We start from the raw sequence: 24,021 nt of genomic DNA on the forward strand, positions 1-24,021 counted from the left end.
GTGCGGTGCAGGGTCCGGCGGGTGCGGTGCAGGGTCCGGCGGGTGCGGTGCAGGGTTCGGTGGGCGGGGCTCAGCGCCTGCGGGCGGCGCGCAGGCGCCGGGTCCCTACGACCAGGGCCCAGCCCCCGGCGAACAGCGCACCGGCGACGGCACTGACGCCGAGCAGGGCGCGGGGGCCGGTGGCGGCGAGTTCAGCGGCTCCATCGGCGTACAAGGACCCTCCGGCGTCGGAGCGCTCACGTCCGCCGCCGCTGCCGCCGTCGGCGCCGGGGGCGTCGCCCCCTCCGGTTTCGCCGCTGTCCACGCCGGCGCTGTCACCGTCGCCGTCCCCGTCACCCTCGTCGATGCCGAAGGGGTAGTCCTCGGACTCACCCACCCAGTCACCGTCGTCGGCACGGCGCTGGACGACGGCGGCGGAGATGACGGCGCGCTCGGAGTGGGCCTCGGAGGTGAAGGAGAGCCGCACCTTGACGCTGAGGGTCCGCCCCGCCTTGACCGTGAACCCGGGGAATCCGTCGTCGAAGACGCCGATGTTCTCGTCCCGGTCGGTCCGCTCGAACCCGACGGGCCGCCAGCGTGTGCCGTCATGGAACTCCAACTGGACCTGCCGGGGCCGCAGCTCGCGCTCCTTGTCCACGATGACGACGACCGGGTGAATGTTCCCGCAGACACCACGGGTGGTGTTGTCCAACTCAACGGCCCAGCGCTGATAACCGCCCCCGGCCTCGTAGGACTCGGGCCCTCCCCGAATCCGCGTACCGATGGGAAACCCTTCACCGTTGGGGTCGGAGCAGGTGGGGGGCTGGGCTGCGGCGGGGGGTCGCCCTACGGGGGCGGCAGCCGCTGGAACCGTTCCGGACACGAGAGCGACGGCGACGGCGGCGATGCCGGAGGCGAGCGGGCGGCGGAGTCGCATGCGTGGCCTTTGCTGAGCGCGGAGCGGGCGGGAGCCGGAGCGGGAACGGGGCCGTAAGACAGGGATCATGGCCCGCGAGATTGCCACGCCTCCGCCTCTCCCCCGGCCACGCCACAGCTCCGTACGTCCGACTGGACCCCGTAAGTACGCCCTATCAGCCGACTTTCGGTTAATGGGGTTTCCGGAAAGGAGACCCGGCCGCAGCCCCGGCCCCTCCGGCATCCGAGAAGCTGGGTGCGGAGCCCCCGCCCCCTACCCCACCGGAAACGCCACGTTCGCCCGACCAAAGAGTGGTGCGAGGACCAGTTGGGCCGCGCCCTCCGCAACCGCCCGGTCTCCCCCGGAAGCCACCGCGACCGGCACCTCCGCGCCGCCGCCCCTCCTCGCGCGCTCGGTGATGACCGCGCCGACCCCTCGTACGAAGCGTTCCTCGTCGGTCAGGACCGCTCGGCCGCCCAGCAGCACGAGGTCGATATCGAGCAGGCCGACGAGATTGCCCGCCCCGACCCCGAGGACCCGCGCCGCCTCGTCCAGATCGCCCCGCGCCACCGCCGCCAGGCACAGCGCCTCGACGCAGCCACGGTCGCCGCACCCGCACCGCGGGCCGTCCAGCTGGATCACCTGGTGGCCGAACTCGCCCGCCCCCGTCCGCGCCCCGCGGTAAAGACCGCCGCCCAGCACGAGGCCCGCGCCCAGGCCCGTACCGAGGTGCAGATAAGCGAAGGACTCCGCGTCGCCGCCCAGCGCGAGCCCCAGCGCGGCGGCATTGGTGTCCTTGTCCACGACCACCGGCAGCCCGAGCCGCGCCGCGAACGCGTCCCGCAGCGGGAAGCCGTCCCACGCCGGAAACCCCGTCACGCGGTGCAGCACCCCCGCGGAGTGGTCGAGCGGACCGGGCAGCGCGATGCCGACGCCGAGCAGGCCGGTGGCGGACGAAGCGACCTCACCGCCCTCCGGCCCCCGGGCCGGCGGACGGACCACTTCCTCCACCACTTCCTCCACCACCTCCACCGCCGCGTCCACCACCGCCTCCGCACCGGCGGCGAAGTCCAGCGGAGCCCGGCGTTCCGCGACCACGTGCCCCGTCAGGTCGGTGAGGACCACCGTCAGCTCGTCGCGATCCAGGTGGAGGCCGATCGCGTGACCGGCGTCCGGGACGAGCCGCAGCAGCGTCCGCGGCTTGCCGCCCGTGGAGGCGCGCCGGCCCGCCTCCGCCACGAGTCCCTCCGCACGCAGCCGCGCGGTGATCTTGCTGACGGCCTGCGGCGTGAGGCCCGTACGCTCGGCCAGTTCGAGCCGGCTCATCCCGGCGTCGCCCGCCTTGCGCAGCAGGTCGAGGACCAGGGCGGCGTTGTGCCCGCGCAGCGCAGGCAGGTTCACTCCGGCGCCGTTCCTGCCGCCGCGCGCCCTGCCGTCGTTGCCGTCATTACCGCCTTCGGCCCTCGTGTCAGTGCTGTTCACACCCCCATTGTCGTACGCGCTTGCGCTTTGGCAACACCGTTGCTTAAGTGGAACGCATGACTGGTACAGGCTCCACAGGCTCCCCTCTACGCGTAGCCCTCATCGGATACGGCCTCGCGGGCTCCGTCTTCCACGCCCCGCTGATCGCCGCCACCGAGGGCCTCGTCCTCGACACGGTCGTCACATCGAACCCCGAGCGGCAGGCGCAGGCCCGCGCCGAGTTCGGTGACGGGCTGAACTTCGCCGCTTCGCCCGACGACCTCTGGGCCCGCGCGGACGAGCTCGACCTGGTGGTGATCGCGTCCCCGAACAAGACGCACGTCGCACTCGCGACCGCCGCCCTCAAGGCGGGCCTCCCGGTCGTCGTGGACAAGCCGATCGCGGGCACCGCCGCCGAGGCCCGCGAGCTCGCGGCACTCGCCGACGACCGCGGCCTGCTCCTCTCCGTCTTCCAGAACCGCCGCTGGGACAACGACTTCCGCACACTCCAGAAGCTCATCGCCGACGGCGAGCTCGGCGACATCTACCGCTTCGAGTCCCGCTTCGAGCGGTGGCGCCCGCAGCCCAAGGGCGGCTGGCGCGAGTCCGGAAACCCCGAAGAGATCGGAGGTCTGCTGTACGACCTCGGGTCCCACGTCGTCGATCAGGCGCTCGTGCTCTTCGGCCCCGCCAAGTCCGTGTACGCCGAGTCCGACGTGCGCCGCCCCGGCGCCGAGGCGGACGACGACACGTTCATCGCGATCACGCACGAGAGCGGCGTCCGCTCCCACCTGTACGTGAGCGCCATCACCGCCCAGCTCGGCCCGCGCTTCCGCGCGCTCGGCTCGGCGGCGGGCTATGTGAAGTACGGCCTCGACCCGCAGGAAGCCGCACTGCGTGACGGCAAACGCCCTTCGGGCGAAGGCAGTTGGGGCGAGGAACTCGAATGCATGTGGGGCCGCGTGGGCTCCGGCGAGTCCCCGCTGACCGGCGGCGGCAACCCGGTCAGGACGCTGCCGGGCGACTACCCCGCGTACTACGCGGCCGTGACGGCGGCCCTCCGCGGGACCGGGCAGAACCCGGTCTCCGCGCACGAGGCCGCAGCAGCCCTCGACGTCCTCGAAGCGGCACGCCGCTCGGCCCGCGACGGTGTGACGGTGGTCGTATGACGACGCCCGCCGCACCGACAGTGGACGAGCTGGAGGCCCAGGAACTGCGCCTGGTCCTCCCCCACTTCACGTACGAGGACGCGTGGACGCTCGGCAGCCGCCTGGTCGAGCTCGCCCGGGAGCGCCAGGCCCCGGTGGCCATCGACATCACCCGCGGCGGCCAGCAGCTCTTCCACGCGGCGCTGCCCGGGTCCACCCCGGACAACGACGCCTGGATCGCCCGCAAGCGCCGGGTGGTCGAGCGCTACGGCTGCTCGTCGTTCCTGGTCGGCACGCGTTTCCGCGCCAAGGGGACGACGTTCGAGGAGTCCTCGCGCCTGGACCCGGACGTGTACGCGGCACACGGCGGCGCCTTCCCCATCGCGGTGCGGGGCGCGGGCGTGATCGGCACGGTGGTCGTGTCCGGACTTCCGCAGGCCGCTGACCACGCGCTGGTCGTGGAGGCACTGGAACAGTTCGTGGAGCGTTCCGTATAACGCGAGGGCGGGGGCGCCATAACGCGAGAGCGGGGGCGCCGTAACGCGAGAGCGGGTGCGCCATAACGCGAGGGCGGGGGCGCCGAAGCCACAACGGCGCCCCCACCCGGCCGACTCACGCGTCCTTGAGTTCCTGCCGCTGCCGGCCGAGCCCCTCGATCTCCAGCTCCACCACATCACCGGCCCGCAGATACGGCTTCGGCTCCGGCCGCCCCATGGCCACGCCCGCCGGCGTACCGGTGTTGATGACATCACCCGGGTACAGCGTCATGAACTGGCTTACGTAGCGCACCACTTCGGCCACCGGGAAGATCTGCTGGGCAGTGGTCCCGTCCTGCTTCAGCTCGCCGTTGACCCAGAGTTTCAGGGACAGCGCCTGCGGGTCGGGCACCTCGTCCTTCGTCACGAGCCACGGGCCCAGCGGGTTGAACGTCTCGCAGTTCTTGCCCTTGTCCCACGTGCCGCCGCGCTCGATCTGGAACTCCCGCTCCGACACGTCGTGCGACACCGCGTACCCGGCGACGTGCGCGAGAGCCGCCTCGTCGGACTCCAGGTAGCGCGCGGTGCGCCCGATGACGATCGCGAGCTCGACCTCCCAGTCGGTCTTGACCGACTTGCGCGGCACGAGCACTGTGTCGTCCGGTCCGACCACCGTGTCCGCCGCCTTGAAGAAGATGACGGGTTCGGCGGGCGGCGTGGCCCCGGTCTCGGCCGCATGGTCGTGGTAGTTGAGCCCGATGCACACGACCTTGCCGATCCGGCCCACCGGCGGTCCGACCCGCAGCCCCCGCGCGTCGAGAACGGGCAGCTCGCCCGACTCGGCGGCGGCCCTGACCCGGTCGAGGGCGGTCGCGTCGGCGAGCAGCGCCCCGTCGATGTCCGTGACGGTCCCTGCCAGGTCCCGCAGCACGCCTTCGGCGTCGAGCAGCGCCGGGCGCTCGGCCCCCGCCGTACCGACTCGCAGCAGCTTCATGGTCAATCTCCCTTTGGTCGAGCGCGGCCGGTCCGCGGTGACCGGCCTCGTACCCGGCCGATGGGTTGCGGCCATCGGAGGTTTGGAAGATCCTCCAAGGTCACCGTCCATCCCGCAAGACCCTGTTCACGGACCGGACCATTACCCGGCGGTAGCCAGCGAGCCCGCCCCGGCGGCCCCGTACGGCATGTCCCGGTAGAGCACGGCGCGCTCGACGGCGCTCCAGGTGGTGCTGGTGACCACGTACAGGGCGGCGGCGAGCGGCACGAAGGCGACGGTGAACAGGGTCATGAACGACATCAGGGGCATGACCTTGGTCATCGCGCTCATCGCGCCCATGCCGGGCATCTGCTGGGCGTCGGCGCCGCCGGTCGCGGGAGCCGCCATGGCCATCTGCTGCTTCGTACGCCGGAAGTTGAAGGTGGCTACGGCGGCCACGATCGCGAAGAGCGCGAGATAGACGAGCCCCTGCGCGCCGAAGACCCCGCCGTCGCCGAGCGCGTCGGCCCACCGTCCGCCGAGGGGCGCCTCGAAGAGCTTGTGCTTGAGGAGCGCGTTGGCCTCCCCGCCGATGCTGGAGCTGGAGAACAGGTGGTAGAGCAGGAAGAACGCCGGAAGCTGGAACAGGCTCGGCAGGCACCCGGAGAGCGGCGAGACCTTCTCGGCCGCGTGCAGCTCCAGGACCGCCTTCTGCAGCTTCTCGGGGTTCTTGGCGTGCTTCTTGCGCAGCTCGGCGATCTGCGGCGAGAGCTTGGCGCGCGCCTTCTGACCACGGGCCGAGGCCCGCGACAAGGGGTGGACGAGGAGTCGTACGCACGCCGTGAAGAGCACGATGGCGGCGGCCGTCGCGGAGGCGTGGAAGAGCGGGTCGAGCAGGTCGGCGAGGGAGCCGACCAGGTCAGCGAACAGGGACATGAAGCCGGACAGGAAACCGGACATGGAGAAGCCCTCCGAGGGTCTCGTCGTGCCGAGGAAAAGGGGCAGATGCTCTTTTCGGCGTGACGACCCACGAGGGGAGCTACGGGTGTGCGGTGCTCCCTACGCGGCCGTCATGACGAGACGGCCCGGTGCTCGGGGCCGCCTGCGCCCGGAGGCGTCGGGATCGCGCTGCGGCAGGAAAGCCGTGCGCTTCTCGCGGTCGCGGATGGCGGTACGCACCCGGGTGCGGGGCACAGGGGGCGCGCAGCGCGCGGCGATCAGGGAGCAGAGGGCGAGCGCGGAGCCCGCGGCGGCGGTCGCGGCGAGCGCGACTGCTGCGGTGAGGCTGCTCGCGTCGAGGAGAACGACCTCGACGAGGAGGAAGAGGAGAAGGCCGGTGGGGCGGAGGGCGGCTTTCCAGCTGCGGATGACGTCCTGCATCGCTTCCTGCCCCCTCTCCTGCTCCTGTTGCCGCTGTATCGCGTACGGCCGCTGTATCGCGTACTGCCGCCGTATCGCGCACTGTCGTTATATCGCGTACTGCCGTTATACAGGATCGGTCCGAATGGCCGTAGGGGTCGCCCTACCGGGGCCGCATGGACCGCAGCTTCCCCCACACGATGAGCCGGTACTTGGAGGTGTACTCGGGGGTGCAGGTGGTGAGGGTGATGTAGTAACCGGGAGCGCTGTACCCGCGCCCGGCCTTCACGTCGCTGCGTGGAACCGGGCGGATGACCCCGCTGTCCCGGGCGGAGGTCTGGCCGAGCGTCTTGTCGACGACGTACGTGTAGACGGCCCGCTCGGTCTCGACGACGAGTTCGTCCCCGTCCCCCAGCCGATCGAGGCGCCGGAAGGGCTCACCGTGGGTGTTCCGGTGCCCGGCGAGCGCGAAGTTCCCGCCCTGACCGGGCTGGGCGGTGCGCGGGTAATGCCCGACGTACCCCTTGTTCAGTACGCCGCTCTTGCTGATCCCCTCCGCGACCGGCACCCGTATCCCGATGCGGGGAATGCGGAGGACGGCGTAGGCCTGGTCCCAGTCGGGGGTGGGGGCGGGGCGCGGCCGGGAGGACGAGGCACCGGGGTGGTCCGGATTCCGAGGGGCGGCGGCTGTGCCGGGAGCATCGGCACCAGAGTCACCCGCGTCACCCGCGTCACCGGCGTCACCGGCGTCACCCGCGGAAGACGGCCCTTCCGGGCTCCCCAGGCTCTCCCCACGCCTCTCCCACTCACGCTCAAGGGCCCGCACCTGGCGGTCGGCGCCTTGGCGGGCCTGGTGATTGGTCCACCAGAGCTGATGGGCGACGAGAAGCAGCAGCACGAGCCCGCAGGTGACGGCAACCTCGGCACCACCCCACACCAGCCGAGCCGCGCGCCCGCGCCGCCCGCGCCGCCCGCGCCGCCCCCGCCACCCCCGACCACGACGCCCCTGCACGACAACAGGAACCGTCCGCACCCGCTCCTGCACGCCGGCACCTCCTCCCAAGAGGGCGGCAGGTTAAGCCCAAGGCCAACAACTAGCCATGCCGACGAGGCCGCGGCCCCACAAAAGCGCGGCGGCCTCGCTCACCCCTCTCCGCCCTGATCTGCACGGCAACCCTCCTGCAACGCCCCCACTCGGCAGTACGGTGTCCCGTATGCGCCCCGACACGCCTGCCGACCACATCGCCGAAGCCGAGCGCCTGGAGCGGACCGCCGGCTTGTACCCCGAGGACACCGAGCACCTGCTGCTCCAGGCCGCGGCCCACCTGGAACTGGCGGGCGAACGCGACCGCGCGACCACGCTCTACGACCGCCTGCTGGCCCCGGACGCCCCGCACCCCGCGTCGGCCCCGACCCTGATCCGAGCCCTGAAGGCCTCGAACCTCTGGGAGTACGACCACGAGGCGGAGGCAAGGGCGATCATCGACGGCGTACGGGCGGCTGCCCCGCGCGATCCGGCCCCGTGGGTGATCGTGGCGGAGTCCCTGGAAGCCCACGACGAACTGACGCAGGCACAGGAGACCTTCACCCAGGCACTGGAACTCCTGCTCGGCGCCGCGTCGACACCGTCCTACGACCAGCGCCCCCTGCTGTTCGGCCGCCACAGGGTGCGCCGCCTGCTGGGCGCGGAGCACGACGCGTGGGACGCGCTGGCGGACGAGGTCTCGACGTCCCCGGTCCCCCTGGACGAACTGCACGACCCCAAACGAATCTGGTCCCTGGGCTCGGACAACCCGGCGGAACTACGAGCGGAGATCTCCCGTATCCAGGCGGAGTTGGGCTCATACAGGGAGGCCCTGTCCCGCCCGTTCCCGGTGGCGGTCCTGCACTGGCCGACAGCGGAACTGACGGAACTGTTGACGGCGTATCCGTCCCTGGAATCGGAATACCCGTCCCACGAGGCCCACTTGTCGACGATAGAGGAATCGCTACGAGAGCTGTCGGCTTCCGGCACCCCCAACCTGGGCATCGTGACGGGCACGGTCCCGTCCTACGAAGCCTTCGCAGCCTCAGAGGGCACGGACCCGACGGACGCCTCCCTACTCCCCCAGTACGCAACGACACTGGCGGCACGGGGGCGAGCGGCGGGGTGGCCGCCGGAGGCGGGGGCGGGGTGTTGGTGCGGGTCGGGGCGGGTTTATGGGGAGTGCCACGGTTTCGACGGCTGAGCTGCCGGTCAGGCCGCACCCCCCGGTATCAGGATTCACACCGAAAGCGAAGTCACAGAATGGCACCGCTCATCCTTCAGGCCCCTGGTGAGATCTGTGTCAACACAGTCTCTGGTGAGCACCAATTGCTCACGCCTGAGGACGATACGGAACTTCAGTCCGTCGCCACCTGGCTAACCGAGCGACCCGTTGCCGAGTTCTACACCGATGCGATCCGAAACTCGGTTGACTACGTTCTCGACGGCGGCAGAACGGGGCGATTCGACCTTCTGTCTCCGAAAGTGCACCCCGGAGAGCGTGCGTCAGTAGGAGCCAAGCTGGAGTACGAGGTTCTGCGGATGTTCGGGCTGCCGAAAGCAAAGCCACTGGACACTCTTATCTCCGATGCCCCAGTTGACATCAAGGCCACCGTTGGCAACAACTGGGCAATCCCCACCGAAGCCCACTGCCAGCTGTGTCTCTGCACTCAAATACAGCTCAAGAAGAATCGCCACAGATCATGGCTTGTTCGAGCTCACACGTCGTGGCTGTACCGCGGCAAGGGGAACAAGGACCAGAAGCGCGGACTGGCGGTTTATGCGCGCGAGCAGTGGAGCATTCCGCTCTACGACTGGACCGATCTCCCCATCAACCCGCTGAGCTACCTGACCGAAGATCAGGCAACGCAGGTGCTAGCGAAGAAGCCTGGGCAGGTTGAGCGAATGCTCAAGCTGTTCCACTTCCTTGAAGGGCACATCATTCCGCGGAACGTCTTCTTGACAGTTGGCGCCGGCAAGCAGGACCCCATGCGGCGTGCCCGCCAGCTACGGGATCGCGCTGCAGCGGAAGGGCTCACGGTCCTGTGCGGCACCTGGCTGGAATCACGCGAGCAAGCCGCAGCTCGTGGCATCACTCTCCGGCCTGGAGAGTGGATCGCATTGCGCGAGAATGCGGGCGAAGACGGCACGGTCCCTACACCCAGCGTGACGACCTGAGCGCGAGCCAAGGAGAAGACTCCAGGTGCATGAACCTGACGACTGGACCCCACCCACGGGCTCATGGGCGTCCTCCGCAGCCCGACGCCGGAATATGCAGGCCATTCGCAGCAGAGATACAAAGCCAGAGCAACTGATCCGTCGGTTATTGCATGCCCAAGGGCTTCGGTACCGGGTAGCAGCCAAACCGCTACCCGGTCTGCGCCGAACAGCTGACATCGTCTTCCGGCCAGTGAAAGTAGCGGTATTCATTGACGGTTGCTACTGGCATGGCTGCCCCGAACATTACGTTCCACCCAAGACAAATCAAGGCTATTGGTCAGGAAAGGTTGCGGGCAACATGGCACGCGACCGAGACACCAACCGCCATCTGACCGAAGCGGGGTGGACAGTTCTGCGATTCTGGGAACACGAGTCACCCGACGAGTGCGCGAGAACTGTCTTCCGCGTCGTCCTCGAACGCAGGGAAGCTCTGCTGGACAGGAAGCTCCGGCGCCACGAGTGACGGGTCGTCCTCGGGCTCGAACTCAGGGCTCGGATCATCGAGCACTGGCCCCGTGCGAGATAGGGCCTCTCTAATGCGCTCGCCGACTGCCGCCGCTACCGGAGGCGGGAAGGCGTTGCCGACTTGGCGGTATCGCGCAGTCTTGCCACCAGTGAACTGCCAGGGGCCCTCTGGATGTTCATCATCCGGAAAACCTTGAATGATCGCAGCCTGCTGGACTGTCAGCTTTGGCCCCCGCTCCAGGGTGCCAAGGTCACGTACCGGATCGACCATCTCGTCCTCGTCATTAGCCACGCCCATGGCATCGACGCCGAGGGCACCCCATGCCCTCTTTGCCCGCGTGGGTCCAAGGTCAGCTCCGCCGTGCTTCTTGGAGCCTCCGACGAGGGTCGGCGCGACTGTCCGGGGGCGTGCTGCTTCCAACCAGTTCTGGTATTGCTGCGAATCCTCACCCCCCAGCCTTCGCTTCATGCTCTCCTCAAGTGCGGCAAAAACCGTCCGCACCTTCGGCTGAGGCTCAGGCCATTCGAACCCGCGGTATTCGTCTTTCCGAATTGCTACGAGAATGGCGCGCGGCCGAAGCTGGGGTACGCCGAAATCCTGAGCTTCCAGCAGGCGCCAGCCGCAAATAACGTAATCGGCCTTGCGCAACCTGTTCTTAATGTAATTCCGGTAGTACCGGAATTTTTCCTCCGGTTGCACGAGGCCGCGCACGTTCTCAATCATGACCGCGCGCGGTCGAAGCTCGTCTACGAGTTCAAGCATCCGCGGGAAGAGGTCACGCTCATCGTCTCGCCCAAGCTGATTTCCTGCAGCCGAAAAGGGCGGGCAGGGTACGCCTCCCGCGAGAAGGTCCAGCTGTCCACGCTTAAGACGCCGCTCCCGACCACCGCGCCCCTTGCCGCCACTGTCAGGGTCCGGCACCTCCTCAAGCGGGTGGAAGTCTTTGACATCCACTTCACGAATGAGGCAGTGGTCCTTCTCCCAGCTCCATGAAGGACGCGTTCTGACGTTGGCTCTCAGCGTCTCGGCGGCATGCTTGTCGATCTCCACCAGCGCGAGGTGCCGGAAGCCGGCTTGGTGAAGACCGACAGCTTGGCCACCGGCGCCCGCGCAGATCTCGATCGAGGTCAGCTTGCGGTGGGCGGTACCCATCGACTCCTCCTGGTGCGGTGAATTGCAGACACGCAAGTGTCGCATCCCGCAGCGATCAGGAGCCACAGTGTCGACTGATTGCCGCAGCGGGTCGTCAGCTCCTCATGAGTGCTTCCAGGTCCCGCCGGAGCTCATCCCGCACGGCAGCTGGAAGCTGCCGGTACAAGCCCCACACCTTCTCCGCTGGCATCAGCGGACGGCAGTCGACCTTCATCCACGCCAGCAGGTCCTGCTTGCCGCGCTTTGGAAGCTTCGTCATCCGGTCCCAGACCTGCCCCTTGGTCATTTGCGCCCCCGTAAGGTGCCTCACGGTCTCGTTACACCGAGCACACTCCGTGATCAGGTCTTCCGCGTTGGACGCACTGCCAGACCTATGCGGATGGACATGGCCGAGGGTCAGCCGGACCCGCGTATCGGGATCGTCTGCGTATGTCTCACCGGCCGCGTGCCCGCACCGTCGGCACATGTGACCGTCACGCTCATACACGAACCGTCTGGTCTTGGCACTGATCTGCCGCAAACCGGCCGCTCGATGCTCCTGCTCCCAGACCGGACGCCCAATCGTCTCCAAGTACAGCTGATCCGGCTGAAGGCTCGGCTTATCCCGGTAGGTCTTGATGACCCACCCCGCCGGCCGCAGGTCCCTCATTCGGCGGTCCACCTGCTCAGCGCCTTGGATCGCCGCCCTGAGCCTCGCCTTGGAGAAGATGCCGCCCGCTCCCACCTCATCACGCAGCCACAGCGCCACCCGCACCCTCGCGCCCAAGTCCTCATTCCGCCAGTTCAGGCCTGAGTCAGTCACGTTCACGCCAATCGCTCAAACTTTCCCCATGCACTCCCATCGGATGAGGACTGTAGCTTGCCGCCACTTGCCGCGGCAAGTGGCGGCAAGCTGATCTGGTGCCGAACAGCCCCTGCCACGGAAGGTTTTGCCGTGCCTCATCGATCAGCCATCAGAACCCGCACTTGCCTCGAACTCTGCTCTGGGGCGGGAGGCCAGGCCCTTGGACTGGAGCAGGCTGGCTTCAGCCATCAGATGCTGATCGAAGTCGACTCCGATGCATGCCAGACCGTCCGTATCAACCGCCCAGACTGGAACGTCGTACAGGCCGATGTCCGAGCCGGGGGGTACGCCCTGGCCCTGGCAGCCCCGCGGCCATGGCTCATTGCGGCTGGTGTGCCCTGCCCGCCCTTCTCACTCGCCGGTCAGCAGCTCGGCGCAGACGACGAACGTGACCTCTTCCCGGCTGCGCTCTCTCTGATCGCGGCTATCAGGCCCAGAGCGGCCCTAATCGAGAACGTGAAGGGACTGCTGCAGAAGAAGTTCTCGGCTTATCGAGCAGACATCGTCCGCAAGCTCTCGGACCTCGGATACACCTCCGAGTGGCGCCTCCTCTACGCACGCGACTTCGGTGTGCCGCAGCTCCGGCCGCGTGCAGTCCTGGTGGCGCTGGAGCCACAGGCGTTCGTCAACTTTGAGTGGCCTGCGGGTTACGCCTCCGCTGCGAGACCTGCTTTTGTCGGCGACGTACTTCGCGACTCGATGGCCTCTCGCGGCTGGGAGCTAGCCGACGCTTGGGCTTCTCAAGCCCAGTGTGCCGCCCCCACTCTGTGTGGCGGATCGAAGAAACACGGCGGTCCGGACCTCGGACCTTCACGGGCAAGACAAGCTTGGGCGGAGATTGGAGTGAACGGCTCCAGCGTCGCGGACCAACCGCCGTCGCCTGGCGATCCACTGCCCGTGAGGCTCACAGTCGCACAGCTTGCCCTGCTCCAGGGATTCCCGCCGGACTGGCAGTTCGCGGGGCGCAAGACATCGGCATACCGGCAAGTGGGCAATGCCTTTCCGCCCCCCGTCGCCCAGGCAGTCGGCCGCGCGATCGCAGATGCTCTGGATCAGACAGACCGGGTCGGCGTAAGCAGTGACAGTCCCCACACCGGCATGAAGGGCAACGCATCAGCGGGGATGACACGGCTGCCATCGCCCTTCACCAAGCCCGGCTCCATCGCACACACAGGCACTGAGTAGCGGGCGGTCTCCCACGCTCCACGCGGATCCTGGTCCAGAGGGGCCGCGAGACGCAGCCAGTCCCTGTCGACCGTCACCACGTTCAGGGCGCGCCCCTGCCTGTCGATCAGGACAGCAGCCATGAACCAGTCAACGTCCCTGCGCATCACCTCGTACTCATGACGCGTGAGGTGAACGACCAGTCGGGTCGGGTCGGTTGTGGCCTTCACCTCTAAATGAGCAACTGCTCCCGCCAGTGATGACGCTTCGATGTCGTATCCGTACGTGTCAGAAACAGCAGCGACGTGCACGACCCGCACGGCACCACCGAGCGTGAGGAGCTCCAGCATCGCCGCTTCCCCTGCCGACCCGGTTAGCTTGCGAGCAGCCTCAGCCGACTCGTCCCACTTCCTCCGCGCGAACGGGGGTGCTGCCGCCCTCTCGGGATAGTGGTGGCCGCAAATGCTCACCACCGGCAGGCCACGACGGTCGACCAAACCCGTGCGAATAAGCCACTCGAGACCATCGGCGTACTGGACCGGCGTGAGGTCCGCATAGTCCGGATGGTGGGTGAACAAGGCACGGGCGCGCGGCACGTCGGCCACACGCAGCACCTCAAGCCAGCGAAGAGCCGCGTGACGCGCTCCCTCACGCAGCGGCATGGAAATCGAGGTAGCGGAGCAATGCGCGGATATCGGCCATGTCCATTCCCGCCGCCAGAGACGGTTCCTCCTGCAGATCGGCAAGCTGCTGAACAGAAGGATCATCGAGAATCTGGCCCATGAATTCGAGCTTCTGCTCCAACCGCATAGCCACCAGCTCGTCGATCGTCCTCTCAGCGGCAAGGACCGTTACCCGTGTCTCCGTGCCCGGGGCGAGTCCCAGCCTATGAATGCGGTCGAGGCTCTGCAGGAACCGGCCTGCCATGAAGTCACGGTCGACGTACACCGCGTCATGGCAGGCGTGATGCAGGCTGATGCCTTCACCTAGCGTTGCAGGGTTGGAGAGCAACACATGGCAGTCGGGATCCTCCCTGAATCGTCTGAGCTGCTCTTCACGGTCAAGCGTTCCGCCATGCACAACGGCCGGCTGGTACGCCGCGAAGAGCCGCTCCATCGTGGTGAGGCTGCGCACGAACGTAGTCCACACCAAGGTCTTGCGGCCCATCTCGGCGTTCTCCGCGACGATACTCAGCGCTTCCTTGTACTTCGGTGAAACTTCGTAGTCCGGAAGCCTCTTCAGCAACTCGTAGAGAGAGTCCGACTGCGGAACGTCCAGGGGAGGGACTCGATACTCGAGCGGCGCGTACCGACTCTCCCCTTCCAGAAGCAGAGCGGGACTAGTCGCCGCCATCAGGAGACGCAGTGTCGCTTTGCCGAGTGCATCGAAGTCGTCTCTGCCCGCCTCGGCGCGAGCGGTGTACTGCCCCTTAAGCGCGTCGTACACCTCTCGGTGGAGGGGCGGCATGTCTACGTAGCGGATGCGGATCTCGAAGGGGGGCAACCCGAGCTCGTTCTTCGTGGTCCGCGTGAACAGGGGGCGCAGTACTTGGCTCGCGTGGGCGAGGTTCCCACCGGCTACGGCCTGGGTCACCACCCGGCGACCATGGCCGGGCCAGACAAACGAGAGCAGGTTCTCCAAGTCGCGTGCTCCGTTGGGCGCAGGCGTTCCGGTGAGGATGAGACGCCTTTGCGACAGAGGGCCAAGTGCCATACACGCACTGCCGTAGATGCCCCGCGTGCCTAGCTTCATCCGGTGCGCCTCGTCCAGGATGACCATCGCCGGAGCTGCCCTGAGCCATGCGGCGAGAGTTGCGAGAGAGCGGTCGAGGCGCTCGTAATTCACAATCAAGACATCCGTACCCGGGCCCGGGCTGCGTTCCATCACTCGGGCCGCGAGTGGCTCCTTGAAGCAGAAGGCACTCTCGTAACGCCACGACTCGTACGCGGACTTAGGGCAGACCACGAGCAGCCTGCGTACAGCTCCCTGCTCCCGCATAGCGGCGAACACGGCGAGACCAACTCGAGTCTTGCCAGCTCCTGGTACGGAGAAGTTCGCCCCATGCTGCAGGGAAAGCAACTGAGCGATGTCCCTGCGTTGGAACTCGGTGAGATCTGCGCGCCAATCGGGGCCGAGCTGGTCCTGGACGTCGGCGGGTGTGACGTGGGTACCTGCATCAGGCTCCTGCAGCCTCCGTTCAACACGGTCAGCGTCATCCAGGACGTCGCTGACGAGCGCTGCCAGTCCCTCTTCCCACTCGACAGTGTCCGGGGTTGGCCAAGCAGACAGCGCCTCAAGGCCTACGAGGAAGTCGTCGAGGTCGACTTCCACCGACAGCAGAGTGCGCTGGCCGCCCGCCGGGTAGCGGGCGGCCAGCCTGGCGAAATCACCTTCATGGCCATGTGCCGCCCGAAGCACAGCCCTGGTTCGCGTGACGTCAAAGGCTAGCCGCAGGGACGGTTCCGCTACCGCGGTCACGCTTCCTCCTGCCGGACCGCGTCCCGGAGCCACGAAACTCCGTCGCCTGGCGCCTTGATACTGCGCTGCGTCGCGACTGCGAGCTTCGTCAAGGTTTCGCGAAGGGATAGGACTGCCTCATCGAAGGCTTCCTCGTCCAGGCTGCCAGAGGCCCTAGCCAGCGTGAGGTCGGTGATGCACTGCTCAATGTCCTGGCAGGCGTCTGTGATCCGGTCCGGTGCTGCCTGCTTTCGTTTACGGACCCGGGCATCCTTACCTGCCGGCTCAAGTGCGTCCTCGACAGCCCTGCGGGCTGCTGAGAAGGTCTCAGTGGCGGTCTTAGCGCGCTCAGTGAGCAGCCCGTCCTCAGCGGTTTCGACAGCCTTGGCTTTCAGAACTGTGTCCGTCAGCGCCTTGGCCTCGGCGACCTTAGACGCCGCCGGCTTCATTGAGCGGTTGAGCCCCGGGATGGCTACGGACGCGGGCGCAACGGTCTGTGGCTTCATCTCCTCCGGAAGCCTTCTATCCAGGTACCGATCCTTAAAGTCGGGCTCAATCAGGCGCACGTCCGTCTTCGAGAACCCTAGAACGATCGCGGCCAATCGAGTTTCTTTCAGCACCTCCGCGTTGTCTCTGTTGGCGGCAGATTCCTTGACGTATCGGCGGTACAGCTCACGGAGTTTCTCCTGATGCTGCTCGAAATCCAGAAGTCGCAGGTGCGCCTTCCCATCCTGGGATCGCTCGATCAGATCCCGCAGGCAAGAGAGGATCCACAAATCCTGTTCACAACTGGCCGCGCGGATTCGGAACTCCCGCGCGACATCAGCAAGCGAGCGCCCCAGGAGGTGCTGCTCCTCCATAGCCAGCAACCGGTTAATGTACGAGTAGTCGCGTCGCTGATCCGGGCGAAGCTGCAGGGAGAGCTCGACCGCGTTGATGTCATCCCATGTGCACGACTCCGGGAGCACTCCCACCCGGATGTTCGCGACCCCAAGCTCCTTGAGGGCTGCGCGGCGAGTGTTGCCGTTGACGACGATCCCGTCCCGTGTGATGAGGCCCGGCTCATTCTGACGGTAGACCCGCAGACTCTCCAGCAGGTTGTCGAAGTCAGGATCCTTCTTTGCCGGGTCCGCCGGCAGAGCCTGCAACAGGTAGTGCAGGTAATCCTGGCTTTCGGGAACCCATGGGGCCTTATCCAGCGAATGATCAAGGTCTGGATCATGGCTGCGCTGTGCCCGGATCCGGTGTGTTCCAGGGTTGTAGTAGAGCATCTCCACTGGCATGTCGATGACCTCGACATGTAGTGGCTGAGTACGCCATTCGACGGTCAGCGTCTCCCGGACTCCATTTCCGCCCTCAATCTCCCTCAATCGCTGCTCAATCAGCGCCCGGTTCTCCTCCGCCAGCGGCGGCCGGTCGAACTCCTTGCCCACCAGGTTCTCCTTAGGAACATCACATTCGAACTGCACGGGGGCCGGCCCCGAAGGGCTCGTGGCCTCCATGGACTCAAGCGATACGAGGGTGCCGGCCTACTCGGCAGGTGGCTTCAGGGCTGCGCGGATCCTCGCCCTGGACTCCGCCGGCAGCGATCGATAGTCGGCCCAGAAGGTCTCCGCCCGGCTGAACTCACGCCGGTCCCGCTCCATCCAGCCCGAGAGCATTCTGCGCTCCAGCCCGCTCAGCGCCTCGACGCGGCTCAGCATGGCGCCAAGATCTGTCACCGCGCCCCGGCCACCCACGCGGCAGCGGTTGCACTCAGCCACGAGTTCCGTCGTCTCCCTGCCATCCGCCTGACGTACAACTCGCCGCGCGATGTCGATCTGAGCTGACTCATAAGTGCCGGCGTAGACCTCGCCAGGCGTAATGCCACACGACCGGCAGAAGTGGCCGTCCTGGGCGAGCACTTCACGGCGTCGGGTCTGCGTGATTGAAGTGTTCGGACGGGTTCCCTTGCCGGGCTCCCAGACTGGTTCGCCCTGCTTCACGAAACGCTGCTCGTGAGGGCCAAGGGAGGCGTCCTCACGATTGGTGTCGATCTGCCAGCCGTGATCTCGCAGGTCCCGCACCCGCCGATCGGCCTGACTGACCCCAGGGAACGCCTGCTTGACGTCTTCCTTAGTGAAGACGCTTCCCTCCCCCACCACTGTGGCGAGCCACAACCCAGCCCGCTTCATGGTGCCAAGTTTCGGATCCGTCCACGACGGCATGACCATCCCGCACTCCCTACGCCAGATCCTCTGCATCCACGCGGAGGACAGCACCGCTCCGGGCCGCCCTCGAACTGTGGACCAGGGACGCCTGTGAAATCCAGCCCCGGCAGGGAATTGCGGCAGTGCAAAGAATCGCACCGCCGCGATCGACCGGATTCGCCTCTCAACTACCGTGCGCAACAGGCAAAATGGATGGCCTTCGATGACATCCAGTAGGCACGGGGAAGGTTGGCCACGATGGGCAGAGCCGTATGCGGCGACGTCAAGACCGACGAACATCACTCGCGGAAGGAAGACTTCGTCACTGCCTTCCGCGAAACGCTGGGGTCCGTCGGCCGGGCTCAAAACGTGATCGCCAGGAAGGCCGGTGTGGGCCAGTCGAGCATCTCCTGCTACAACACAGGCAAGCGCGTACCCGAACAAGCTTCGCTAGAACGGATCTACAAGGTTCTGGAGGCAGAGGCACGACGCTGCGGCAGCACCCTGCCGCACTCACTGGCCCAACTGCACGGCCTTCGGGAAGCGGCAAAAATCGAGAGCATCGCGCCTGTCACAGCTGCCGCCTGGACGTCCGGCACTGACTCTGCTCTCACGGGGGCCATACCCTGCAGGCCGGCCTCCGCTGCCCTCCGCAACCGTCGACGCATGAAGCGGGCGATGCTCGCCCAGCGCAATGCCGCCCCCGGGTTGGCACCACCTGAAGGGCCGGTCCCCCCTCGGGAGGGGGACCGGCCCTCTGCCGGAAACTCCTATGCCGCCGATGTCGCCGAGTACGGCCGCCACATGGCGGCTAACAGGGTCCGTGACGCACACTTCATCGCCTGGGCGATGGGTAGCAACTTGCCGTCGCTCGAATTTCCGAGGGCAGTCGCCTCATATCGGAAGGCAAATCTGGCAGAAGGAGCGGACACCATGCTCAGCACTGCCGCCAACCGCGACATGCAGACCTCTGTAAACATCGCCGCGGCGCTGCTTGACGTAGGTCAACTCATGGACGCGCAACGGTTATTGACAGCAATCCGCACTGACGTATAGACCTTGTCACGCCGGCGGATGCCTACACGCTAAGCCACGTCCGCCTCCGCTTCGAAGTGCATGTGCGCCCGGTCAAGGGCATCATCCGGATCTCCTCCCTGCGCAGCGAGCCAGTGGAGCAGGTCGGTGATGACGTCGGTGACCGACTCCTCCAGGACCGCGAAGGCCGGCGCTACTACGGAGCTCACGCCTACCGCACGCCGGTACTCATCAAGGACCGCTGCGGCACGCTGCACGCGAACGCAGTGCCTGACGGGCTCCAGCGAGAGCTCGCACCACACGGCCTTTCCTGTCGCCGTGAGCAGCGTTCCCCACACCTCGCTCATCGTGGCGAGCAGATGCAGCCCGCGCCCACATTCCGATTCGGGACACCCTTCACTGAGGGACGGCACGCTCCGGCTCCTGTCGTGCACCTCGACCCTCAGGCGTTCATCCCTGGGCTCGAGAACCAGCGTCGCGGCCACCCCCTCCCCTACGTGCTTAATGACGTTCGTCGCCAGTTCGGTGACGGCTAGCCCCACCTCATCGGCAATGGCATGTGCTCCCCATTGCTCCAACGTGTGACGCACTGACTCACGCAACAGTCCCACCTCAGCCGGCGCAGCTTCAAACGGCAGGACGCACCGCGTTCGGCGGTGGTCGCTCTCTTCGTAGAAGGACATAGCAAGACTCCCTCCCTGGCCACGTCAGCGCTGCGCCCACCGCAACCGAGCGGCGACGCTGCGTAGCCTTCGTGAGCCGAGTATGGCAGTGAGAAGTCTCGCTGTGTAACTTCTCACGAGAACCCATCGAGTGAATCTAGTCAGCTTCAACTTCCCGGCTGCATAGCCTGATTGCGGCCAGCGAGCACGGCGCCCGCTCCGCCGAGGAGGTAACCGACGTGCCAGCGAGGGCCACCACCCGCCGCCGCCAGCTCGGCGCAACCCTGCGCAAGCTCCGCGCCCGCAAAGGGCTGACGCTGGAAGAGGCTGGCCTGCGCGTCGGCGTATCGAAAGCGACTGTCAGCCGGTACGAGACACGGGAAGGGCCGGTGAAGTGGCTTGTCGTGGAAGCTCTTTGCCGCGAGTACGACGCCACCAGCTCCGAGCGTGATGCCCTCATCGGGCTGGCCAAGGATGCCAAGCAGCAAGGCTGGTGGAGGTCCTTTGCGGACTCGATCCCAGAGAGCATGAATCTGCTGCTCACTCTCGAAGACGAGGCCGTACGCGAGGATCACTTTTCCTGCGTGTACGTTCCTGGACTGCTCCAGACCCGCGCCTACTCCACCGCCCTCCAACTGGCGAACGAGATAGAGCGCACGCCTGAAGACATCGAGCGCCTCGTCGATATCCGCATGAAGCGACAGGAGATCCTCAACCGCCCGAAGCCGCCCCGCCTTTGGGCGATTCTCGACGAGTCCGTCATTCGCAGGGTCGTCGGCTCGCCCGACATCATGCGCAACCAGCTGGACCAGTTGCTGCGGGCCAACGAGTCACCTCACATCACCCTGCAGGTGCTGCCCTTCTCGCAGGGTGCACACGGCGCCGCCCTCGGCAGTTTCGTGATTCTGGGTGGCCAGGAGACGACCCTCGACGTCGTCTACGTCGATCTGCACGTCGGGTCGATCTTCATTGAGAAGGACGAGGAGCTGGCCAGATACCGACTCGCGTTCGACTATCTCCGCGCACAAGCGTTGGACATGGGCGCCTCATCGGCCCTGATCCGCCAAGTTCGCAAGGAGATCCAGTGATCAGCAGCAGTACTGACCGTCCCGCCGCCGATGGCCTGGCGTGGTTCAAGTCGACCCACAGCGGCTCTAATGAGACTGAGTGCGTGGAGGTAGCCGTCGCGAGCACCCACGTCTACATACGTGACTCAAAGCACCAGAGCGGCATGCGTTTTGCAGTTCCTCCAGGAGTCTGGGCCGACTTCGTAGCATCCATACAGAACGCGCCGCGCCGGCCCTGACACGGTCGGCTCGCCACGCTCCCCCGATACCTCAGGGACCGCCTCCGGAGTGCTGCGGTCGCCCACTCGTCGGTGCCGGATGCATGCGCCCGCACGAAAAGGGGGCCCGCACTCAGCGGGCCCCCTTCGGTGCAGCATGACTTGACGGGGGGATCAGTCGTCGTCGTGGTTGCCCTCGAAGTGGCCCGCGGCTTCGGTGATGCCGGCCGGGCCGCCCAGGTTCTCGTAGGCGAAGGCGCCCCGCATGCCGTGCCCGTCGTGGTTGCCGTCGAAGTGGCCGGCGGCCTCGGTGATGCCGGCGGGGCCGCCGAGGTTCTCGTAGGCGAAGCCGGCCCGCATGCCCTCGTGGTCGTCGTCAGCGAGGGCGGTGCCGCTGGCGCCCAATACGGCAGCGGCGGTGAGGGCGGTGACAGCCAGGGCGGTACGGATACGCATGGGGTCCCTTTCGGTACGTGATCATGGGGTGTGTTCAGGTTTGCCCTATTTACTGATCGCGCAGACGTGGTCCGCCTCAATTCACCCGCACAGCGGCGGGCCCTCGGCGGCACCCTCAGGTCGAGAGGCCGCCAACCTCCCCGCCTGCCCGACCCGCCTACCTGACCCGCTCGTCCCAGTCGATCCGGTGCTCGAACTGCCACGCCCCCCACACCGCTCCCCCACCTCCGCCCACCTTCGTCGCCACCGGCAGGACCGCGTCCCGCAGGACGCGGCTGAGGGGGCCCGCCGGCTTCGGGGTGGCCGTGCGGGCCGCGGCCGAGGTGGCCGTTGACGTGGCCGTCGTGTGTTTGAGGATGCGGTCCACCCTTGGGCGGCGCAGGGACTCGTAGGCCTTGAAGGCTGCTCTGGGGGGCAAGTCCCTTAGGCAGCGGGCCAGTTCGACCGCACTTTCCGTGGCCAGTGACACTCCCTGGCCGGATGTCGCCGGTGTCGCGTGCGCCGCGTCGCCGATCAGGATCATGCGGCCCCTGCTCCAGGACGTCACCGGAGGCATCGTTTCTGTGGGGCCCGTGATCAGCAGGTCCTCCGGAGCGGTCTCCCCGACCAGGTCCGGTGCCGGAGTGCGGTCTTCCGCGAACGCCTCGCCCAGGCGCTTCAGCCACTCCCCCGCGCCCACCGCCTGCGCCTCCGCCGACGTCATCGGCTCGCGGTGCGGCAGGTTCACGAACCAGGCCGCCGAGCCGTCGTCGAAGATCTGGTAGCCGATGTACGCCTTCTTGCCGTAACACATGTACAACACCCCTTCCGTGGAAGGGAGTTGCGTGGAGCGTACGCGGGCCGTGAAGGTCAGCACCCCTGCGTAGTGCGGCTTCGGCGTCGTCGGGTCGATCAGTGAACGCACCGTCGAGCGCAGGCCGTCCGCGCCGATCAGGATGTCCGCCTTCGCCAGCGAGCCGTCCGAGAAGCGCGCCGTCACCCCCGCGCCCGTGTCGGTCGCGTCCAGCAGGCGCTTGCCCCGGTGGAGAGGGACCCCTCGGCGCGACGCCTCCTCCGCCAGCGCCTCGCCCAGCTCCGAGCGCCAGACGAAGCGCGTCGTCGGGAGGTCGGCGGGCGGGGTCAGTTGGGCCAGGTGTCTGCCCGTCCAGCTCCGCAGGGCCAGCGATGTCACCGGGGTGCCGATCGCGCGCACCGTCTCCGCCGCGTCGATCGCCTCCAGCGCCTGCATGCCGTTCGGGGCGATCGTCATGCCGCCGCCACGGCCACGGTCGCGGTCACCACTACGGCCACGGCCACGGTCGCGGTCACCGCCACGGTCGTGGTCACCGCTACGGCCACGCGACCTGGCGTCATACGTGGTGTGCGCCTCGCCCGCCGCCACCTCGCTCGCCGTCACCTCGCCCGCCGCCGCCTCGCCCGCCGTAGCCTCGCCCGCCGTAGCCTCGTACAGCGTCGCCTCGATGCCCGCCTTGCGCAGCGCCATCGCCGCCACCGGGCCTGCGACACCACCCCCGATGACCAGGGCTGTTCGGGTGCGGCGGTCAGTGGTGGTGAGCGTGGTTCGCGCGGTCATCTTTACTATCGGTCCCTCGTCGGCAGCGCCTTCGAGCACGCCGCGGAGGCGCAGCGCACACCCTCACCAACCTACGCGGCCCAGACCCCCTCGCCGCAAGGCTTTCCTGGCGCGTTAGCCTCGGCACCACCCTCGGGGCGAGAGCCACAGAGGACCTATAGAGCACCGATACAGGACGTATAGAGGACGTATCGGTCGGCGGCGTTCACTGCTGGCCGGGGAGCGAGGCAGACATGGGGAAGGTACCGGCAGCCGTCGTGGCCGCGAGCGGGCTCGTCGGCGGATACGCCGTCGCCCGGTGGACCAAGAAGCGGCCCCTCGGTGGCCTCGTCCTCGCCGCCGCGGGGGCCGCCGCCGCTCAGCAGTGGCGTGCCACGGCCGGGGGCAGGACCGCTGCCGCGCTCAGTGCCACGTACGTCGCCGCCTTCGCCGGGTCGCATCCGCTCGCCAAGAAGGTCGGGGCCTGGCCCGCCGTCCTCGGGGTCGCGGGCGGCATGGGGCTCGCCTCCTATGTGCTCGCCGACCGCCGGACCGACATCCCCTAGTCCAGCCCCGGTCCATTGGTCCAGCCCCGGTCCGTTAATCCACCCCTGGTCCGTTAATCCACCCCTAGTCCGTCTCGCTGTCCCTGAACAGCCGTGCGAAGCCCGCCACCGCGAGCACCCCCGCCCCCATCACGAGCACGAAGAACCCCCACGCCAGCGGCCACACCGCCGCGTCCGGCTCCGGGTGGCTGTCGAAGGAGACGTACATCAGCGTCGCCGGCGGGCCCGCCACGAGGAGCAGCGCCCACGCGAGGCGGTCCCGGAAGCCGAAGTAGGCCGCCAGGGCCAGCATCGAGACGGTCAGGGCGGCTATCCCGAGCGCCGTCACCGGTGACGTCTCGTTGATCGCGCCAGGGGTCTCGGGGCGGTTGCGCAGGTCCCAGGGCAGGCAGAGGAGGTATGCCGCCACCGCGAGGCCCGCGCCCAGCAAGCGCGTCGCCCAGCGCCGCAGCGGCGGGGTGCCGGGCAGCGACGTCAGCAGGTTCCGCGGGTTCATGGGGCTCAGTTCGTGGCGCGGGCTCACGCGCGCACCCACGTGGCGCCGGCTCATCCGCGGGCTAATGTTCATCGACTTTGCCGTCATGCGTACGAGCCTGCCGACCTCCCGAGGGGCGCGACAGAGTACGCGTACTCAGAC

General features: G+C 67.5%; 25 protein-coding genes and 1 pseudogene. 10 read left to right on the forward strand and 16 right to left on the reverse strand.

Features of this window, described 5'->3' with window-relative positions; genetic code table 11:
- Nucleotides 1–70: 70 nt before the first annotated feature.
- Nucleotides 71–916: a cell wall protein gene (locus ACWD02_RS03620; RefSeq protein WP_451204013.1), complete on the reverse strand. Its 846-nt coding sequence runs from the start codon at nucleotides 914–916 to the stop codon at nucleotides 71–73.
- Nucleotides 917–1,168: 252 nt separating this feature from the next.
- Nucleotides 1,169–2,377 (reverse strand): ROK family transcriptional regulator, encoded by a 1,209-nt coding sequence (locus tag ACWD02_RS03625; protein ID WP_451204015.1) that lies wholly within the window; start codon nucleotides 2,375–2,377, stop codon nucleotides 1,169–1,171.
- A 56-nt stretch (nucleotides 2,378–2,433) separates the two neighbouring features.
- Between ACWD02_RS03625 and ACWD02_RS03630 the strand changes: the two genes are divergently transcribed.
- Together ACWD02_RS03630 and ACWD02_RS03635 are read left to right on the forward strand one after the other, a co-directional pair.
- Nucleotides 2,434–3,525, forward strand: a complete 1,092-nt coding sequence (locus tag ACWD02_RS03630; RefSeq protein WP_451204017.1) for a Gfo/Idh/MocA family protein — start codon at nucleotides 2,434–2,436, stop codon at nucleotides 3,523–3,525.
- On the forward strand, nucleotides 3,522–4,001 hold the full coding sequence (locus tag ACWD02_RS03635) for a heme-degrading domain-containing protein (RefSeq protein WP_451204019.1): 480 nt from the start codon (nucleotides 3,522–3,524) through the stop codon (nucleotides 3,999–4,001). The genes ACWD02_RS03630 and ACWD02_RS03635 overlap by 4 nt, the downstream gene beginning before the upstream one ends.
- A gap of 115 nt (nucleotides 4,002–4,116) precedes the next feature.
- Here ACWD02_RS03635 and ACWD02_RS03640 read toward each other — a convergent pair whose 3' ends face one another.
- From ACWD02_RS03640 to ACWD02_RS03655, 4 genes are all read right to left on the reverse strand, one after another.
- Nucleotides 4,117–4,974 (reverse strand): fumarylacetoacetate hydrolase family protein, encoded by an 858-nt coding sequence (locus ACWD02_RS03640; RefSeq protein WP_451204021.1) that lies wholly within the window; start codon nucleotides 4,972–4,974, stop codon nucleotides 4,117–4,119.
- A gap of 141 nt (nucleotides 4,975–5,115) precedes the next feature.
- Nucleotides 5,116–5,901: a YidC/Oxa1 family membrane protein insertase gene (locus ACWD02_RS03645; RefSeq protein WP_451204382.1), complete on the reverse strand. Its 786-nt coding sequence runs from the start codon at nucleotides 5,899–5,901 to the stop codon at nucleotides 5,116–5,118.
- 111 nt (nucleotides 5,902–6,012) lie between these two features.
- Nucleotides 6,013–6,333 (reverse strand): DUF6412 domain-containing protein, encoded by a 321-nt coding sequence (locus ACWD02_RS03650; protein WP_451204023.1) that lies wholly within the window; start codon nucleotides 6,331–6,333, stop codon nucleotides 6,013–6,015.
- 142 nt (nucleotides 6,334–6,475) lie between these two features.
- Nucleotides 6,476–7,324 carry a class E sortase gene (locus ACWD02_RS03655; protein WP_451204384.1) on the reverse strand — a complete coding sequence of 283 codons (849 nt, stop codon included), beginning with the start codon at nucleotides 7,322–7,324 and terminating at the stop codon, nucleotides 6,476–6,478.
- A gap of 202 nt (nucleotides 7,325–7,526) precedes the next feature.
- On the opposite strand from ACWD02_RS03655, the gene ACWD02_RS03660 reads away from it, so the two are divergent.
- The 3 genes from ACWD02_RS03660 to ACWD02_RS03670 are packed head-to-tail and all read left to right on the forward strand — an operon-like array spanning nucleotide 7,527 to nucleotide 10,019.
- On the forward strand, nucleotides 7,527–8,540 hold the full coding sequence (locus ACWD02_RS03660; RefSeq protein WP_451204025.1) for an SEC-C metal-binding domain-containing protein: 1,014 nt from the start codon (nucleotides 7,527–7,529) through the stop codon (nucleotides 8,538–8,540).
- Between the two features lie 59 nt (nucleotides 8,541–8,599).
- Nucleotides 8,600–9,514, forward strand: coding sequence for a NaeI family type II restriction endonuclease (locus ACWD02_RS03665; protein WP_451204027.1), 915 nt, complete (start codon nucleotides 8,600–8,602; stop codon nucleotides 9,512–9,514).
- A 25-nt stretch (nucleotides 9,515–9,539) separates the two neighbouring features.
- Nucleotides 9,540–10,019 carry a very short patch repair endonuclease gene (locus ACWD02_RS03670; protein ID WP_451204029.1) on the forward strand — a complete coding sequence of 160 codons (480 nt, stop codon included), beginning with the start codon at nucleotides 9,540–9,542 and terminating at the stop codon, nucleotides 10,017–10,019.
- On the opposite strand, the gene ACWD02_RS03675 is transcribed toward ACWD02_RS03670, so the two are convergent.
- Nucleotides 9,930–11,174 carry a DNA cytosine methyltransferase gene (locus tag ACWD02_RS03675; RefSeq protein WP_451204031.1) on the reverse strand — a complete coding sequence of 415 codons (1,245 nt, stop codon included), beginning with the start codon at nucleotides 11,172–11,174 and terminating at the stop codon, nucleotides 9,930–9,932. The genes ACWD02_RS03670 and ACWD02_RS03675 overlap by 90 nt on opposite strands.
- A gap of 94 nt (nucleotides 11,175–11,268) precedes the next feature.
- Complete coding sequence (locus ACWD02_RS03680) at nucleotides 11,269–11,982, reverse strand: HNH endonuclease (RefSeq protein ID WP_451204033.1); 714 nt, start codon at nucleotides 11,980–11,982, stop codon at nucleotides 11,269–11,271.
- A 126-nt stretch (nucleotides 11,983–12,108) separates the two neighbouring features.
- Here ACWD02_RS03680 and ACWD02_RS03685 point away from each other — a divergent pair.
- A pseudogene (locus ACWD02_RS03685) lies at nucleotides 12,109–13,044 on the forward strand (DNA cytosine methyltransferase); the annotation flags it as partial.
- Between the two features lie 26 nt (nucleotides 13,045–13,070).
- Here ACWD02_RS03685 and ACWD02_RS03690 read toward each other — a convergent pair.
- From ACWD02_RS03690 to ACWD02_RS03705, 4 genes are all read right to left on the reverse strand, one after another.
- The gene (locus ACWD02_RS03690; RefSeq protein WP_451204035.1) at nucleotides 13,071–13,844 is read right to left on the reverse strand and encodes a protein NO VEIN domain-containing protein; all 774 of its coding nucleotides are present in this window, start codon (nucleotides 13,842–13,844) and stop codon (nucleotides 13,071–13,073) included.
- Nucleotides 13,831–15,660: a DEAD/DEAH box helicase gene (locus tag ACWD02_RS03695; RefSeq protein WP_451204037.1), complete on the reverse strand. Its 1,830-nt coding sequence runs from the start codon at nucleotides 15,658–15,660 to the stop codon at nucleotides 13,831–13,833. Before ACWD02_RS03695 ends, ACWD02_RS03690 begins: the two co-directional genes overlap by 14 nt.
- The gene (locus tag ACWD02_RS03700) at nucleotides 15,657–17,072 is read right to left on the reverse strand and encodes a transcriptional regulator (protein ID WP_451204039.1); all 1,416 of its coding nucleotides are present in this window, start codon (nucleotides 17,070–17,072) and stop codon (nucleotides 15,657–15,659) included. The genes ACWD02_RS03695 and ACWD02_RS03700 overlap by 4 nt, the downstream gene beginning before the upstream one ends.
- Before the next feature lie 96 nt (nucleotides 17,073–17,168).
- Nucleotides 17,169–17,852: a hypothetical protein gene (locus ACWD02_RS03705; protein ID WP_451204041.1), complete on the reverse strand. Its 684-nt coding sequence runs from the start codon at nucleotides 17,850–17,852 to the stop codon at nucleotides 17,169–17,171.
- Nucleotides 17,853–18,086: 234 nt separating this feature from the next.
- Between ACWD02_RS03705 and ACWD02_RS03710 the strand changes: the two genes are divergently transcribed.
- A complete protein-coding gene (locus tag ACWD02_RS03710; protein WP_451204043.1) occupies nucleotides 18,087–18,884 on the forward strand; it encodes a helix-turn-helix domain-containing protein in 798 nt (265 codons plus the stop codon).
- A 29-nt stretch (nucleotides 18,885–18,913) separates the two neighbouring features.
- Here the strand turns inward: ACWD02_RS03710 and ACWD02_RS03715 are convergent, their stop codons facing one another.
- Entirely contained in the window at nucleotides 18,914–19,546 is a 633-nt protein-coding gene (locus tag ACWD02_RS03715; RefSeq protein WP_451204045.1) for an ATP-binding protein, read from the reverse strand.
- Nucleotides 19,547–19,764: 218 nt separating this feature from the next.
- On the opposite strand from ACWD02_RS03715, the gene ACWD02_RS03720 reads away from it, so the two are divergent.
- Both ACWD02_RS03720 and ACWD02_RS03725 read left to right on the forward strand, forming a co-directional pair.
- A complete protein-coding gene (locus ACWD02_RS03720; protein ID WP_451204047.1) occupies nucleotides 19,765–20,613 on the forward strand; it encodes a helix-turn-helix domain-containing protein in 849 nt (282 codons plus the stop codon).
- Between the two features lie 83 nt (nucleotides 20,614–20,696).
- Nucleotides 20,697–20,831: a DUF397 domain-containing protein gene (locus tag ACWD02_RS03725; protein ID WP_451204386.1), complete on the forward strand. Its 135-nt coding sequence runs from the start codon at nucleotides 20,697–20,699 to the stop codon at nucleotides 20,829–20,831.
- Between the two features lie 153 nt (nucleotides 20,832–20,984).
- Here ACWD02_RS03725 and ACWD02_RS03730 read toward each other — a convergent pair whose 3' ends face one another.
- Nucleotides 20,985–21,266, reverse strand: a complete 282-nt coding sequence (locus ACWD02_RS03730) for a hypothetical protein (protein ID WP_451204049.1) — start codon at nucleotides 21,264–21,266, stop codon at nucleotides 20,985–20,987.
- 157 nt (nucleotides 21,267–21,423) lie between these two features.
- Nucleotides 21,424–22,839 (reverse strand): FAD-dependent oxidoreductase, encoded by a 1,416-nt coding sequence (locus ACWD02_RS03735; RefSeq protein ID WP_451204051.1) that lies wholly within the window; start codon nucleotides 22,837–22,839, stop codon nucleotides 21,424–21,426.
- Between the two features lie 233 nt (nucleotides 22,840–23,072).
- Here ACWD02_RS03735 and ACWD02_RS03740 point away from each other — a divergent pair, with 233 nt between their 5' ends.
- Entirely contained in the window at nucleotides 23,073–23,384 is a 312-nt protein-coding gene (locus ACWD02_RS03740) for a hypothetical protein (RefSeq protein ID WP_451204053.1), read from the forward strand.
- Between the two features lie 64 nt (nucleotides 23,385–23,448).
- On the opposite strand, the gene ACWD02_RS03745 is transcribed toward ACWD02_RS03740, so the two are convergent.
- Nucleotides 23,449–23,880, reverse strand: a complete 432-nt coding sequence (locus tag ACWD02_RS03745) for a hypothetical protein (protein ID WP_451204055.1) — start codon at nucleotides 23,878–23,880, stop codon at nucleotides 23,449–23,451.
- Nucleotides 23,881–24,021: the final 141 nt, after the last annotated feature.

The organism is Streptomyces sp. NPDC002853 (assembly GCF_053591915.1).

Excerpts from the sequence above, each read along its gene's own strand:
- ACWD02_RS03705 (WP_451204041.1), bottom strand. The coding sequence starts at position 17,852 with ATGGTCATGCCGTCGTGGACGGATCCGAAACTTGGCACCATGAAGCGG.
- ACWD02_RS03660 (WP_451204025.1), top strand. The coding sequence starts at position 7,527 with ATGCGCCCCGACACGCCTGCCGACCACATCGCCGAAGCCGAGCGCCTG.
- ACWD02_RS03730 (WP_451204049.1), bottom strand. The coding sequence starts at position 21,266 with ATGCGTATCCGTACCGCCCTGGCTGTCACCGCCCTCACCGCCGCTGCC.
- ACWD02_RS03620 (WP_451204013.1), bottom strand. The coding sequence starts at position 916 with ATGCGACTCCGCCGCCCGCTCGCCTCCGGCATCGCCGCCGTCGCCGTC.
- ACWD02_RS03710 (WP_451204043.1), top strand. The coding sequence starts at position 18,087 with ATGGGCAGAGCCGTATGCGGCGACGTCAAGACCGACGAACATCACTCG.
- ACWD02_RS03635 (WP_451204019.1), top strand. The coding sequence starts at position 3,522 with ATGACGACGCCCGCCGCACCGACAGTGGACGAGCTGGAGGCCCAGGAA.
- ACWD02_RS03665 (WP_451204027.1), top strand. The coding sequence starts at position 8,600 with ATGGCACCGCTCATCCTTCAGGCCCCTGGTGAGATCTGTGTCAACACA.
- ACWD02_RS03740 (WP_451204053.1), top strand. The coding sequence starts at position 23,073 with ATGGGGAAGGTACCGGCAGCCGTCGTGGCCGCGAGCGGGCTCGTCGGC.
- ACWD02_RS03640 (WP_451204021.1), bottom strand. The coding sequence starts at position 4,974 with ATGAAGCTGCTGCGAGTCGGTACGGCGGGGGCCGAGCGCCCGGCGCTG.
- ACWD02_RS03745 (WP_451204055.1), bottom strand. The coding sequence starts at position 23,880 with ATGAACCCGCGGAACCTGCTGACGTCGCTGCCCGGCACCCCGCCGCTG.
- ACWD02_RS03715 (WP_451204045.1), bottom strand. The coding sequence starts at position 19,546 with ATGTCCTTCTACGAAGAGAGCGACCACCGCCGAACGCGGTGCGTCCTG.
- ACWD02_RS03690 (WP_451204035.1), bottom strand. The coding sequence starts at position 13,844 with ATGCCGCTGCGTGAGGGAGCGCGTCACGCGGCTCTTCGCTGGCTTGAG.
- ACWD02_RS03735 (WP_451204051.1), bottom strand. The coding sequence starts at position 22,839 with ATGACCGCGCGAACCACGCTCACCACCACTGACCGCCGCACCCGAACA.
- ACWD02_RS03650 (WP_451204023.1), bottom strand. The coding sequence starts at position 6,333 with ATGCAGGACGTCATCCGCAGCTGGAAAGCCGCCCTCCGCCCCACCGGC.
- ACWD02_RS03630 (WP_451204017.1), top strand. The coding sequence starts at position 2,434 with ATGACTGGTACAGGCTCCACAGGCTCCCCTCTACGCGTAGCCCTCATC.
- ACWD02_RS03675 (WP_451204031.1), bottom strand. The coding sequence starts at position 11,174 with ATGGGTACCGCCCACCGCAAGCTGACCTCGATCGAGATCTGCGCGGGC.